Consider the following 13,634-nt stretch of genomic DNA (forward strand, 5'->3'; position numbering starts at 1 on the left):
CGGGGTTCGTCGGAGAAGAAGGCCGGCGCCCAAGATGGCCACAAAGGGACGACGCTCAAACGGGTCGCCGAGCCGACCAAAACTATTTCCCATCCATTGCCTTCGCAATGCAATCGTTGCCATCAGCCGCTTGCGCTCGGCGAGGCGCGGGTGGCAGAACGCCGGCAGGTAATCGATGTACCTGCGCGTTCCTTCGATGTCATCGAGCACCGTACGCTTGAAGTGGCGTGCAGTTGCGGGCAAGTACATGTGAGCGCCTTTCCTGCCGGCGTTTCCGAGGTCGTGCAGTACGGCCCGAACGTGAAGGCCTTGGGTGTCCATCTGACCCAAGGGCAAATGCTGCCCTTCGCGCGCGCAGCCGAACTGATTCACGATATCTATGGCCTGTCGATTTCTCCCGGCACGCTGGTGGCATGGGTTGGCGAGGGGCGCGCCGCGCTGCAGGGCACGGCCAACCAGATCGCCGACAACTTGCACATTTCCGCATTGGTCAATGCCGACGAGTCGGGCCTGCGCGTTGCAGGAAAGCTTTATTGGCTCCATATCGCAGCTAACGAAACGCTGACTTGGTATGGCGTGCACGCCAAGCGCGGCATGGAAGCTATCGAAGCTCACGGCATCTTGCCCAAGCGCATAGGCGTCCTGGTCCAGGATTGCTGGAAACCGTACTGGCAGCTCGATGAGTCCATTCATGCCTTGTGCAACGCCCATCTTTTACGTGAATTGGTGTACGTGAAAGAAATCACCGGCCAGGCATGGCCTGACGCCATGACCGACCTACTACTGAATGCCAACAAACTATGTGAGGCGGCCCGGCAAAAGCGAATGACGTTCAGCCCCGAAAATGTTGCCGCCTTTCACACGCTTTACGATGCGATCGTGAACGAGGCGAGCAACTCAATCCAGAGGCCGTCAAGACCACCACGACGAAAGGGCCGGTCAAACAGTCGGTTGCCTTCAACTTGCTCAAACGCTTCCGGCTCCATGCCGACGCCGTTCTGCTGTTCATTACCGACCATGCCGTCCCGTTTACCAACAACCTTGGCGAGCGGGCCGTGCGTATGCCCAAAGTGAAGCAGAAAATATCCGGATGCTTCCGCACCGTCATAGGCGCCGAGAATTTTTGCGTCATCCGCTCATGCCTCGACACGCTACGCAAACAAGGCCATGGCATGCTTGAGGTCCTGCTCGCGGCCTTCAACGGCAATCCTATACAACTCGCCGCGTAGCGGCTGAACAGTTACGAAATTCTTTCAGCTACCAGAAAGTACGACGCAACTCTCAGAGTCTCTTTCGCGTCACCTGTAATAGATTGATCCACAAAACGGATCGTCGTGACTTACGGTTCCGTCGAGGCGGACGGGCCGGATACGGCAGTTCACTTTTTTTCCCGGGCGGGCCGCTCACGTCAACGTTAGGAGTTTCAATGGCTGTCTCATACTGTTGCCCTAGAATTCTGCAAGCTCTGCGGGTGGGCGTATGAGACCTGGCTCAACCACAGTGAACTTTTCGATCGCAACCCAAGGGCGAATGAACTGCAAAGGTCTTGGGCTGCCGACGAGCTTGCGCGTCTCAGCATCATCAGCCAAGAGTACGCGCTTCTACAGGTCGCCAAACTTCACGATCCCGCTGTAGTCAGTGGGAGGATTACGCTTAGCATCGACTATGTGGTGATCTACGGCGCTTGGGATTCGCATACAAAAGGAAAGCTTGAGGTGCTTCAGTCGCAACTCCATTCTTTTGGGGCACAGCTGCGGGGCGCACGCAACAAGTCGCTTTCGCACAACGACTTCGCCGCGGTGGTCTCTGGTGCTGCCCTTGGTTCATTCAAACCAGGTGACGACGAACAGTACTTCGTGGCACTTCAGGAGTTCGTAAATATAGTCCATGAGGAAGTTATCGGCGGCCCTTGGCCGTTCGACGACCTCGTCAAGAACGATGTTGCCGCGTTCCTCGCTATTCTTAAACCGTGACGGAGACGCCCCCGAACCTGGCACTCGAGTTGGACGGCCGGGGCACGGCGCAGTTCGTTTTTTAATTTCCGGGCGGTCGCCGCTCAGTTCTACGTTGGACGTCATGGGCAAGCTGCCCCGCGCATTCAAGCTCAGCGATCCGAAGTTCCAGCGCGCCGTTACGCTGGCAGACGCTTATCGGCTATTGTTCCGGTTCGTCGAGCAGTACAATGCGCGTGGCGAAAGCAGCACTGCCAACTTGCTCGGCGATCTCTCGTTGGAGATCTGGGGCGATGGCGGAAGCGGGGATCCGGCCCAACTCGAAGACTTCTTGGTAGTGGCCCGGGAACTCTTGGGGGCTTTTGGCGATGCCTCCTAGCTTAAAATTCACTTAGCCGACGCCGCTCCGTGGAGCGGCTTAGCTTTGGCCACTGGCAAACTTAAATTCCCGGGCGGCCGCCCGGTGCGAGATGGACTCGTGCACTTGGAGCCAAACGGCGAGCGGCTCGTAAAGCATCTCAAACGGAGGACACCATGGGACTCTTGACCTTCAGTATCAACGTCACTCTGGATGGCTGTGTTGACCACCAGGAAGGAATCGCCGACGACGAGACACACGCCCACTTCACCGGCCTCATGGACGAGTGCGGGGCGATGCTGTGGGGCCGCGTCACCTACGAGATGATGGAGAGCTACTGGCCAGCGGTCGCCCGCGGCGATGCGGAGGCACCGCCTGCGATGCGCGAGTGGGCGGTCAAGCTGGAGGCCAAGCTGAAGTACGTGGTGTCCTCGACGCGACAGGATTTTCCTTGGACCAACAGCCACCACATCGCCGGCAACCTGCGCACGGACGTACAGAAGCTCAAGGACGCGACCCCAAACGGCGTGCTCCTCGGTAGCGGCAAGCTCGCGACCGAGTTGGATCGACTGGATCTGATCGACGAGTACAAGTTACTGGTCCACCCTCGGATCGCCGGTCACGGCCCTACCCTGTACGAGAGCGGGCTGCCTAGCACGCGACGGCTCGAGTTGATCTCGGCGAGGCCGCTACGCAGCGGCGCGGTCGCCATGCACTACCGGCGCGCGCTGACTCGGAAATGGGTCATGTAGCGCTACAACGCGCTCCACTCGGACGGTGGATAGGATCGACACGTGTCTGAGCGCCTTTGGGACGCCGACACAGATCGACGCTGCGTTTGTCCCGCACCCTGCCAATACTCCTCCACGACAAATTGGTTGGACATGGATTCGCATCCTACGACGTCAATCGACACGAGGAGATATTTAAAGGCGACCACAAGGAGTTGAGGTATCGACCTCAGCCCCGTCTGCTGTCGCAGATGCTTTGGCCCGCCACGGTCTGCCACGCAATGACGCACTCGCGTTTCTCTCAAACGCCTAAAAGGTCGATCGACTTAGTCGCCCAGCAGTCGACCATCAAGTCGCAGGCGAATGCTAAACTCTGACCATCAAAAAAATGGGATCGCGCATGAAAAAACTCCTGATATCGCTGCTTCTTCTTGCCGCCGGTGCGGTCCAGGCACAGGCGCTGCCAGTGCGTGAGCAAGCGCGCATCGTCAACGAAGTATTGGCGGAACGCCTTGATGTCCTATTGCCGTCCCTAATGAAGGCGAACGGGATCGACATGTGGATCGTCATGTCGCGTGAATACAATGAGGATCCGATCCTCAAAACAATGCTGCCGGCCGAATGGCTCAACGCGCGCCGCCGCACAATACTGGTGTTCTACCGGAATCCGCAAACGGAAAAATACGAAAAGCTCGCCATCGCCCGCTACGATGTCGGCGCCGCGGTCAAGGGCGCGTGGGACATGAAGAAATTTCCCAAGCAATGGGACGCATTGGCCGATGTGATCCAAACGCGCAAACCGGTCAAGATTGGCATCAACACCTCGGCCGATTATGGGCATGCCGACGGCATGGTGCAAACCGACTATGTGGAGTTCATGCAAATGCTGCCGGCCGAATACAAGGGCAAGGTCGTCTCCGCCGAAAAGCTCGCCGTCATGTGGCTCGAGGCCCGCACCGACCGCGAAATGCAGATCTACCCGCGCCTGGTCGATGCCACCCACAAGATTATCGACGCCGGCTTTTCGGAGCAGGTCATCACGCCGGGCGTGACGACCACCGACGACGTCGAATGGTGGTTCCGCCAAAAAATCCGCGACAGCGGCTACGACACCTGGTTCCACCCGACCGTCTCGATCCAGCGCAACGATACCGAGCCATTCGACCAACTGAAAAGTTTTTCGGCCCGCCCCAAAAGCAATGTGATCGTGCCGGGCGACCTGCTGCACGTCGATATCGGCATCAGCTATCTGCGCCTCAACACCGACGTGCAGCAGCATGCCTATGTGCTGCGCCCGGGCGAGAAGGATATTCCAGACTCGCTCAAAGCGGCCTTTGCCAAGAGCAACCGCCTCCAGGATATCTTGACCGGCCAGTTCCAGCAGGGCCGCACCGGCAACCAGATTCTGGCCGGCGCGCTCGCGCAGGCCAAAGCGGAGGGCATCGCCGCGACCATTTACACCCATCCGCTGGGTTCGCATGGACACGCGGCCGGCCCGACCATCGGCATGTGGGACATGCAGGGCGGCGTGCCAGGCAGCGGCGACTTCCCGCTGCATTTCAAGACGGCCTATTCGATCGAGCTCAATTCCGAGTCGACGGTACCCGAATGGAAAAAGAACATCCGCATCATGCTCGAGGAGGACGGCTATTTCGACGAGTCCGGTTTCCGCTACATCAGCGGACGGCAAAAGAAGATTCATCTGCTGCCCCGACCGGCCGCCAACATTGGCTCGTAAGGTCCCATGCAAGCCGATGTGAGCAAGACCGCGGCGCCGGGTAGCGATGGGATGCTGCTGGCGTCGCTTGCAATGCTGGGCAGCCAGGTCTCGCTCAATATCGGCGCCGCGGTCGGCAAACATCTGTTTCCGGTGATTGGCGTCGAAGGCGTCACCGCCTTTCGCGTGGGTTTTTCCGCCCTGTTTCTGTTGGCGGTATTCCGGCCCTGGCGCTACGCGCTCACGCGGCGCGATGCCCTCAATCTGCTGGTCTACGGAACCGTCATCGGCGTGATGAACCTGCTGATCTATCACGCGTTCAGCCGTATTCCAATAGGCATCGCGGTCGCGATCGAAGTCACCGGACCGCTCCTTCTGGCGCTGCTGGCCTCGCGCCGTCTGCGCGACGTCGCCGCCTGCGCGCTCGCGGTGTTCGGGCTTTGGCTTTTGCTTCCCTTGCACACCGGGGCCGGCCGTCTCGATCCGGTCGGCGTCGCGTGCGCGTTTGGCGCGGCGGCGTGCTGGGCGCTGTATATCGTGTTCGGCAAGCGCGCATCGTCCCTGCGCGGCGGCCAGGCGGTCGCTTGGGGGATGCTCATGGCGTCGGTGTTCATCGTGCCGCTCGGTGTGATAAGCGTGGATCCGGCCCAACTGACGCCGGCGCTCGTTGCCACCGGCGTGGCGATCGCCGTGTTATCGAGCGCGGTCCCGTATTCGCTCGAGATGCTGGCCTTGCGCGGCCTGCCGCAAGGCCTTTACGGCATGTTCAGCAGCAGCGCGCCAGCGGTGAGCGCCTTGGCCGGATTGCTGATCCTCGGCGAGCACCTCAGCGCGGTTCAGTGGAGCGCGATCGCCTGCATCGTGCTGGCGTCGGCCATCTGCGCGGTGTCGGCCCGGGGCTGAGCGACGGCATTCGAGCATATCGATGCCGCATAATTTTCCACGGCCTCGCTTGCGGCCTAATTTACAATGTGGGCGCTGCCGGCATCTTTTGGGCCAATGCCGGCGGCGGTCATCAATTATGGCGTCTCTTTAAGGATCAGCATGGAACACCTTAGCGGTCTGGATGCAACCTTCCTCCACCTCGAGACGCCGGAGATGCCGATGCATGTCGGCGCCCTGCACCAGCTCGATCTGCCCGAGGCGCTAGAGGGCGATTACATCGACGCCGTAAAGCGCCATGTGGCCGACCGCATGCACCTGGCCACGGTGTTTACCAAAAAGCTGGCCTTGATGCCCTTCGATATCGCCAACCCGGTCTGGGTCGACGATGACGATGTGGACCTCGACTACCATATCCGCCAGATCACGCTGCCCAGGCCCGGGACCCAGGCCCAGCTCGAGGCTTACGTCGGCCGCCTGCATTCGAGCCTGCTCGACCGCAGCCGGCCCCTGTGGGAGTTCTATGTGTTCGACGGGCTCGCGTCGGGCCAGATCGGCTTTTACACCAAAATCCACCACGCGGCGCTCGACGGGCAAGGCGCGATCGTGCTCGCCAACGCGCTGCTCGACCTGACGCCGGTGCCGCGCGAGGTCGCGCCGCCACGGCAGCACGCGCAGCACGACAGGGCGCCCTATCAGCCGCCCGTCGTCGACATGCTCAAGGCGGCCCTGCGCGACACGCTCATCCAATGTACGCGGCTGGTGCGCGGCGTGCCGACCGGCCTCAAGGCGGTCGCCGGCGTCGTCACGCAGAACAACGGCGAAGGCGGCAAGCGCCGCCTCGGCCTGCCCTCGCTGTCGTTCGCGCCAAAGACCCCGCTCAATGCAAGCATCACCAACCAGCGCGTGTTCGCCACCGCAAAATTCAGCCTCAAAGAGGCGCTCGCCGTCGGCAAGACCTTTGGCGGCACGCTCAACGACGCGGTCATGGCGATCGTCAGCGGGGCCCTGCGGCGCTATCTCGAGCAGCACCATGCCCTGCCCGAGCGATCGCTGGTCGCGGCGGTGCCGGTCAGCCTGCGCGCCGAAGGCAATACCGACATGAACAACCAGGTCAGCATGATGCTGATGCAGCTGGCCAGCGACGAGGCCGACCCGCGCCAGCGCATGCGCGCCATCGTCAAGGCATCCGCCAAGATGAAAAAGACGGTATCGAATGTGAAGTCGATCATGCCGACCGACTTTCCGAGCCTGGGCGTGCCTTGGCTGATGAGTGGCTTGGTGGCGCTGTACGGGCGTTCGCGCCTGGCAGACCGCTTGCCGCCGATCGCCAACGTGGTCGTCTCGAACGTGCCGGGCCCGCGCATGCCGCTGTACCTGGCCGGCGCGCGCATGACCACCAATTTCCCGGTGTCGATCGTGACCCACGGCCTGGCCTTGAACGTGACGGTGCAAAGCTACAACGGCGCCCTCGATTTCGGCATGATCGCCTGCCGCCGCGCCATGCCCGATGTGCAGCAGTTCGCCGCTTGCATGGTGGCGGCGCACGAGGAACTATTGGAGGCGGCGCTGGAGATCCAGGCCGCGCACGAGCGCGAACAAACCGGCGTTAGCGAAGCGGAAGTGGTTCCCGCAAAAAAACGGGCGGCGCCGCGCAAGGCGGCCAACAAGGCTGTTGTGCCCAAGGCAGGCGCCAAGCCGGCGCCCAAACGCAAGCCGCGCGCCGCGACGGCCGCCTGAACGTCGCTTCAGTCAAACGCGCTCTTGCCAGCCCAAGCACGGTATTGGGTAGTGTGACGATATGTATGGCCGGGCCGTAGAATCACGCCGTCGGCATATGCGCTGTTGACCTGGTCTGGATAGGCCTGCGCTTCAAGGCAAAAGCCCGCGTGCTTCAAATACGGCCGCTGCGCGCGACCGCGCACGCCGTCGATCCAGTTACCGCTGTAAAACCGAAGCCCGGCCTCCGTCGTCGTCACTGTCAGCGAACGGCCCGATGCGGGGTCGTGCACGCGGGCCACTTCCTGCAAGGCGCCGCGCTGCCCCATGGGCGTGCGCACGCAGTAGCAATGGTCAAAGCCACCGGCGCCACTTAGCTGATCGTCAGGCCGTGCAAGGCCGAGGTGAATCGGCGTGGGCTGGCGAAAATCGAACGGCGTCCCGTCGACCGCTTGGGCACCGGTTGGGATGCCGCCCGCGTCGGTCGCGAGGAAATGATCGGCATGGATCTGCAACTGGTGCTCGCCCACATCGGCCGTGCCGCCGTTGAGGTTGAAGTAAGGATGCGACGTCAAATTGACAGGCGTCGGGGCGTCCGTGGTCGCTTAAAACGCGATCGTCAGTGTGCCATCGTCACAGAGCGTGTACCGCACCAGCACCTCGAGCGCGCCGGGAAAGCCCGCCTCGCCATCGGGCGACACGAGCCGCATCGAGACCTCGTCCGCGGTGCCCTCCCCGCTCCAGCGCACGGCGTGAAAACCGTCCGGTCCGCCGTGCAGATGGTTGCCGCGGTCGTTGGCGGCCAGCGCGAACGATTGGCCGTCCAATTCGAAACGGGCGCCGGCGATGCGGTTGGCCCAGCGTCCGACGATGGCGCCCATAGAGACCGGATTGTCGACATACGCGGCCGGGTCAGCGTAGCCGAGCAGTATCTCGCCCGGCACCCCATGCCGGTCCGGCGCCAGCCACGAGACCAATGCGGCGCCGCGCTCGGTGATCGTCACGCTGTGGCCATTGGCGTTGCGCAACGTGAAGAGCTGGTCGGTTGTGGGCGCTGCGGCGTCCGCTGGTGCGGGCAGAGTATTCATATCGGACATTGTAGCCGACCAGAATGGAGACCGCTGCCCGTGCCCTGTTCAACACGCGGCCACAAAGGCAGCGATAATGGGGTTGACGCCCCGCGTCGGCAAGCGCCGGCCCTACCATTTTCGTTCGTCGATTTCTGTCGACCTACTTCCGATTACCACCCTGCTTGACAAGTTTAATTTCGAATAACTTGGGCCACAATTTACCCGTGACAAACAGGCGTTTGCGCTTGGCGTCGTAGGCGATGCCGTTGAGGACATCGACATTTTTACCGGACCGTTCGCCCGCGCTCAGCAAACCGGCCAGGTCGATCCATCCCACGACCTTGCCGGTGACCGGGTCGATGCGGGCGATGCGGTCGGTTTGCCAGATGTTGGCGTACACCTCGCCCTCGACCCATTCGAGTTCGTTGAGCTGGGCGACCGGCTCGCCGTCGGCGGTCACGCGCACGCGGTGCATCTCGCGCAGCGTCGCGGGATGCAGAAAGCGCAGCTCGGACGTGCCGTCGCTCATGATCAGCGCTTTGTCGCTGCGGGTCAGGCCCCAGCCCTCCCCGGCATACGAAAACCGCCGCCGCAGCGTCAATCCCTTGAGGTCGAACACGAATCCGGTCTGTTCGGTCCAGGTCAGCCCGATGATGGAATCGGCCCAGTCGCTGATGCCCTCCCCAAACACATCGGCCGGCAGCGCCGCCGACTGCACCACCTGTCCCGTTTCGAGCGCGACTTTGCGGATCGACGAGCGCCCTTTCAGGCCGGTGCTTTCGTAGATGAACCCGTCTTTGAAGAACAAGCCTTGGGTGAACGCCCCGCTGTCGTGCGGGTAGGCGGCGACAACCTTGGCCGCATAGACCGGAATGGCCTTGACGCACGCTAGCGCGGGCAGTGCAAGCTGCAGCAGGACAAGCAGCGCACAGGCTTTTATTGTTTTCATGGCGATTGAAATGATTGGCGGCGGATTAATCCGCCTAGCTTAGCAGGTCGGGCCGGTATCGACCTGAACCGCGCGTGAAGCGGCCACGGCCAGCATCGCGCCCATGACTTCGGCCGAGAGCGGACGGGCGAACAAATAACCCTGCCCAAAGTCGCAGCCCGCCCGCGCAAGCAAGATGCGCTGCTCCTCGCTCTCGATGCCCTCCGCGATGACCTTGATGCCGAGTTTGTGCGCCATGGCGATGATCGCCTCGCACATGGTGAGGTCGTCGGAATGCTCGGTCAGTTTCATCACGAAGGTTTGGTCGATCTTGAGGTAGTCGACGTGGAAGTTGCGCAGGTATGACAGCGCGGAATAGCCGGTACCAAAATCGTCGATCGCCAATTGCACGCCGGCGTCGCGCAACAGCTGCAATTGATCGAGCACCACGCTGTTCGATTCGAGCAGCAGTCCCTCGGTGATTTCGAGGATCGCGGCCACGTCCCTGCTGAACTGGACCGGGTTGCCGACCGGGCCGCGGCCCCCTTGCGCGCCACCGCCCGTCGCGTGCGTGCGCAGCTGCAATGGTGACAAGTTGACGCTGACCTGGAATTGGGGGTCGATGTCCTTGCGCCAGATCCGGGCCTGGTCGGTGGCATGCCGGTAGGCCCATTCACCGATGGCGCCTATCATCCCGGTCTGTTCGGCGAGCGGAATGAATTCCTCCGGGTTGACCGTGCCGCGCGCCGGATGCCGCCAGCGCAGCAGCGCCTCGGCCTTGTGCAGCGCGCCGGTGGCCAGCACGACGATCGGCTGATAGAGCATCTCGAATTGCTCGTTGGCGAGCGCGCCGCGCAAGTCGTTGATCATCCGCATCCGCATCTGGGCCACGTTCTGCATGTGCTGCGTGAAATAATGGAATTGGTCGCGGCCGTGGTTTTTCGCGGCGTACATCGCCTGGTCGGCGTTCTTGATCAGCACGTCGGCCTCGCGCGCGTCCTCCGGATACAGCGTGATGCCGACGCTGGCCGAAACGTGCAGGGTGTTTTGCGCGACCGGGAAAGGCTGGGACATGGTGCGCACGATGTCGCGCGCGACGCGATCGGCGATGGCCACGTCGTCGAGTTCGCCCAGGATGACCGTGAACTCGTCGCCGCCGATGCGCGCCACCGTGTCGACCCCGCGCACGCAGGCCGCGAGCCGCTCCGCCGCCTGCTTGAGCAACATGTCGCCGATGTCGTGGCCGAGCGTGTCGTTGACCTCCTTGAATTGGTCGAGGTCGATGAACATCAGCGCCAGCCACCGGCCGGCGCGCCCGGCCTTTTGAATCTCGTGCTCGAGCCGGTCGCGGAACATGCTGCGGTTCGGCAGCCCGGTGAGCGCGTCGAAGTTGGCTTGCTGCCAGATCGTCTCCTTGGCCCGCTTCTGGTCGGTGACATGGGAAAACATGCAAATGCGCAGTTTGGCGCGGCCGCGCTCATCATAGATGGTGTCGACCCTGAGCCATTCCTGGCGCCGCTCCCCGCCCTTGGGCACGGTCCAGACGATGCCGGCCCAATGTCCGGTGCGCTCGAGCAGTTGCGACCGCTCGCCGATCAGGCCGGCCGCGTCGGCGCCTTTGAGCACATCGGCGGATCGTCCGATGATTTCCGCCTCGCCATAGCTGGTCATCTTCGTGAAGGCCGGATTGATGGCCACGATCCGGTCGTCCAAATCGAGGACCATGATGGCCTCGCCGATGGCCTGGTAGACGATGTCGGACAGGCGCAGGGCCTTCTCGATCTTGCGTTGCTCGGTGATGTCGGTGGAGATGCCGATGACGCCGATCAACTCCTCGCGTTCGTTGCGCAAGGGCGAGTCGGTGACGCGGACCGGGATGGTGCGGCCGCTGCGGTGGCGCACCTCGAACTCGCCGGTCCAACTCTCGCCGCGCGACAGGCGCGCCATGATCTGCTCGGCTTGCGCCTGGGTCGATTCGGCCGGGGTGATGTCGATGATGTTGCGCCCTAAAGCCTCGGCGGCCGACCAGCCATAGAGCCGTTCGGCGTGCGGGTTCCAGAACACGATCGTCCCGGACAGGTCGGTGGCGATGACCGCCTGTTCGACCGAGGCGAGAAGATGCGCCTGCAGGTGCAACTGGCGTTCAGCGAGCTCGGGGGCGACGATTCTCTCGTGCATGGCCACGACGTGCCGCGGTCCGGGTGTGTGCGCGCGGGTGATCTTGAGCCTGAACCAGCGTTTCTCGTGGGGCGCGTCGCATGGATACGCCATTTCGGCCGCCTCGGCCCTGCCTTCGATGACGTCGCGCAGCAGGGACGCGGCCCTGGCGGCGTAAGGCGCGTCGGCTCCGCCGGCATGGCCGCAGACGTCTAGATAATTCGCGCCGACGGACGAGGACGCGGGATCGCCGCCGTTGGCGCAGGCGAACACCTTCCATGCGGCGTTGACGGCGACGATGGTGCCGGCGGCGTCGACCACGGCAACTTGCTCGGCCAAGACGTCGAAGCTGGACAGAGCGGGCGCGGGCGCCCGGTCGGGGCGTTCCTGGTTCATTGAAAACATCGCACAAGTGTTGGCGCCAATCTGCCCCACTCGCGGCGCGCCGGCAAGGTGCGCGCCTATGCCGCGCGGCACGGGCGTAGGGGGCCCAACAGCGAGCCCCTGCTTGGGGCCGGCGTCGGCGTCGACAGCCTTCCATGACCCCGGGCCCGCGCCAGCCGCCGCGGGCGCGCCTTTTGCACAAAACATCTCCTTTTACGCATCAAATGTGCCAATTGTCATGGTTCCCCACGGTCGGGCCAAGGATTTGTCACCGGCATCCATATCGTCGCGGTCGATCGCGCCGGCCGCACGCCCGCTGCATGTCACGCCTCGCGCGGTGCCCCCCCGGCAATTCACCTGTGACGATTCACCTTTGAATGGGGCCGGCTCTCGTCCACATCTGGAAGGCCGACGATGAAGATGGCGTTGTCGGTGTGCCCGGAGTACGACTCGAAGACATATTCGGCCCAGTGGTTCTGCGTCAGACCGTGTTTCATCAGGCGGGCATAGGCATCTTGTTCATCGTCGATTTTGGTGCTCGGCAAAGTGCGCCGCAAATAGGCCTGCCACTGCGCCAGGTCGGCATGGCTGATGACGTAAGGCGTGTTGAACACCAGCGCGGGCTCCGTGGCGTGCATTGGCGGCATGAGCACCCTGGCCAGCCAAAATTCTCCGGGCGCGCCGAGATAGCCGGAACCGGCGCGGCAGTCGCGGCGGATGCCGCTGACCATCTCCCGCAACACGACACGATCGCCGTGCCGCTCCTCCCAAACGTGCAGGCCCAGCCTCGAATCGGACAAGCTGGCCAGCGTGTCGAGAAAGGCCGGCGCCAAATTGAACTCGCGGCCCAATGACAGCAGGATGCCGGCGAAGGTCTCCCCGTTCGCGTTGACGCTCATATCGTAGAGCATCCAGGGCCAGAAGTAGGTGTGGGTGATCGGCGACATTGGCGGGTAGCCCGGCATGTAGGCGTCCTGCTCAGCCTCGGCGCGGGCCATGAGCGCGGCCAGTTCGGGCAGGTCCTGCATCGCTTCCATGGCGCCCAGCGCCCAGTTCTGCACATTATTGTAAAGATCGAAGGCAGCCATCCCGGGCTCGCCACGCGCGCGCGAGGCGGTGTCGGCCGCGAGCGCGTCGCGTTCCGCCTGGCTTGGCCACCATGTCGCCGGACCAGCCGTTTTTTGTCGATGGCTTTTATGAAAGCGCTTGATGAACTTTGTGGCGATCGGGCCTGTTTTGTGTTCTGTCGGCATGTCTGGAGATGGGGGGCAAAGTGGGCGATTGTACCCTTGCCCGCGGCCCCCCGGAAATTGCCGACCCTGCCGGGCGGCGGCGTGGACCCCCGTCTTAAAAAATACCCGCCGGCGCTGCTACACTGTCCGGCGCGCCCGCCCCTTCGGATTCAAACCAACCGACCACCGCCCCCATGCCAACATCCCGGAAAACCCGACACCCATCCCCGCCCAAGGGCGGCACCGCCGCCGCCGCGCCGAAATTCTCGCGCCAGCGCCAACCCGACGCAGTGTCGGCCGAGGACTGGCAGATCGGGCTGCGCCGCCAATTCGGCCGCGATCAGGACTTCACGCTCGAAAACATCGGCGCCGAACCGGTGTTCTCCGAGTATCTGGTGACCAACCCCCACAGCGACGGGCGCTACCTGGTCAGGATCGCCGGCGCCGCGCTCGGCGCCAACGTCTGCTCCTGCCCGGATTTCGCGACCAACGACCTCGGCACCT

General features: G+C 63.0%; 11 protein-coding genes and 1 pseudogene. 8 read left to right on the plus strand and 4 right to left on the minus strand.

Annotation, left to right across the window (positions count from 1 at the left end; translation table 11 throughout):
• The 8 genes from tnpC to C7C56_RS21395 form a co-directional block, all read left to right on the plus strand.
• A partial coding sequence (tnpC, locus tag C7C56_RS21365) for an IS66 family transposase (protein WP_229458913.1) occupies positions 1-1,074 on the plus strand: 1,074 nt, incomplete at its 5' end.
• Complete coding sequence (locus tag C7C56_RS30360; protein WP_370660234.1) at positions 963-1,229, plus strand: IS66 family transposase; 267 nt, start codon at positions 963-965, stop codon at positions 1,227-1,229. The genes tnpC and C7C56_RS30360, both read left to right, overlap by 112 nt.
• A gap of 201 nt (positions 1,230-1,430) precedes the next feature.
• Positions 1,431-1,973, plus strand: coding sequence for an AbiU2 domain-containing protein (locus tag C7C56_RS29440; RefSeq protein WP_219933207.1), 543 nt, complete (start codon positions 1,431-1,433; stop codon positions 1,971-1,973).
• Positions 1,974-2,076: 103 nt separating this feature from the next.
• Positions 2,077-2,331, plus strand: a complete 255-nt coding sequence (locus C7C56_RS21375; RefSeq protein ID WP_146204593.1) for a hypothetical protein — start codon at positions 2,077-2,079, stop codon at positions 2,329-2,331.
• Positions 2,332-2,486: 155 nt separating this feature from the next.
• Complete coding sequence (locus C7C56_RS21380; protein ID WP_106759376.1) at positions 2,487-3,062, plus strand: dihydrofolate reductase family protein; 576 nt, start codon at positions 2,487-2,489, stop codon at positions 3,060-3,062.
• Positions 3,063-3,441: 379 nt separating this feature from the next.
• Positions 3,442-4,779: a M24 family metallopeptidase gene (locus C7C56_RS21385; RefSeq protein WP_106759378.1), complete on the plus strand. Its 1,338-nt coding sequence runs from the start codon at positions 3,442-3,444 to the stop codon at positions 4,777-4,779.
• 6 nt (positions 4,780-4,785) lie between these two features.
• A complete protein-coding gene (locus tag C7C56_RS21390) occupies positions 4,786-5,661 on the plus strand; it encodes an EamA family transporter (RefSeq protein ID WP_106759379.1) in 876 nt (291 codons plus the stop codon).
• A gap of 141 nt (positions 5,662-5,802) precedes the next feature.
• On the plus strand, positions 5,803-7,380 hold the full coding sequence (locus C7C56_RS21395; protein ID WP_181373287.1) for a WS/DGAT/MGAT family O-acyltransferase: 1,578 nt from the start codon (positions 5,803-5,805) through the stop codon (positions 7,378-7,380).
• Positions 7,381-7,388: 8 nt separating this feature from the next.
• On the opposite strand, the pseudogene C7C56_RS21400 reads toward C7C56_RS21395, so the two are convergent.
• From C7C56_RS21400 to C7C56_RS21415, 4 genes and pseudogenes are all read right to left on the minus strand, one after another.
• A pseudogene (locus C7C56_RS21400) lies at positions 7,389-8,447 on the minus strand (aldose epimerase family protein).
• Positions 8,448-8,589: 142 nt separating this feature from the next.
• Positions 8,590-9,378, minus strand: coding sequence for a glutaminyl-peptide cyclotransferase (locus C7C56_RS21405; RefSeq protein WP_106759381.1), 789 nt, complete (start codon positions 9,376-9,378; stop codon positions 8,590-8,592).
• Positions 9,379-9,417: 39 nt separating this feature from the next.
• Entirely contained in the window at positions 9,418-11,910 is a 2,493-nt protein-coding gene (locus tag C7C56_RS21410; protein WP_106759382.1) for a putative bifunctional diguanylate cyclase/phosphodiesterase, read from the minus strand.
• Between the two features lie 341 nt (positions 11,911-12,251).
• A complete protein-coding gene (locus C7C56_RS21415) occupies positions 12,252-13,151 on the minus strand; it encodes a hypothetical protein (protein WP_106759383.1) in 900 nt (299 codons plus the stop codon).
• Positions 13,152-13,634: the final 483 nt, after the last annotated feature.

Source organism: Massilia glaciei, from assembly GCF_003011895.2.
GTDB classification, from domain to species: Bacteria; Pseudomonadota; Gammaproteobacteria; order Burkholderiales; family Burkholderiaceae_D; genus Telluria_A; species Telluria_A glaciei.

Bases quoted from the DNA above. Each gene is read 5' to 3' on its own strand.
- C7C56_RS21380 (WP_106759376.1), top strand. From the start codon at position 2,487: ATGGGACTCTTGACCTTCAGTATCAACGTCACTCTGGATGGCTGTGTT.
- C7C56_RS21415 (WP_106759383.1), bottom strand. From the start codon at position 13,151: ATGCCGACAGAACACAAAACAGGCCCGATCGCCACAAAGTTCATCAAG.
- C7C56_RS21390 (WP_106759379.1), top strand. From the start codon at position 4,786: ATGCAAGCCGATGTGAGCAAGACCGCGGCGCCGGGTAGCGATGGGATG.
- C7C56_RS21395 (WP_181373287.1), top strand. From the start codon at position 5,803: ATGGAACACCTTAGCGGTCTGGATGCAACCTTCCTCCACCTCGAGACG.
- C7C56_RS21405 (WP_106759381.1), bottom strand. From the start codon at position 9,378: ATGAAAACAATAAAAGCCTGTGCGCTGCTTGTCCTGCTGCAGCTTGCA.
- C7C56_RS21410 (WP_106759382.1), bottom strand. From the start codon at position 11,910: ATGAACCAGGAACGCCCCGACCGGGCGCCCGCGCCCGCTCTGTCCAGC.
- C7C56_RS21385 (WP_106759378.1), top strand. From the start codon at position 3,442: ATGAAAAAACTCCTGATATCGCTGCTTCTTCTTGCCGCCGGTGCGGTC.
- C7C56_RS21375 (WP_146204593.1), top strand. From the start codon at position 2,077: ATGGGCAAGCTGCCCCGCGCATTCAAGCTCAGCGATCCGAAGTTCCAG.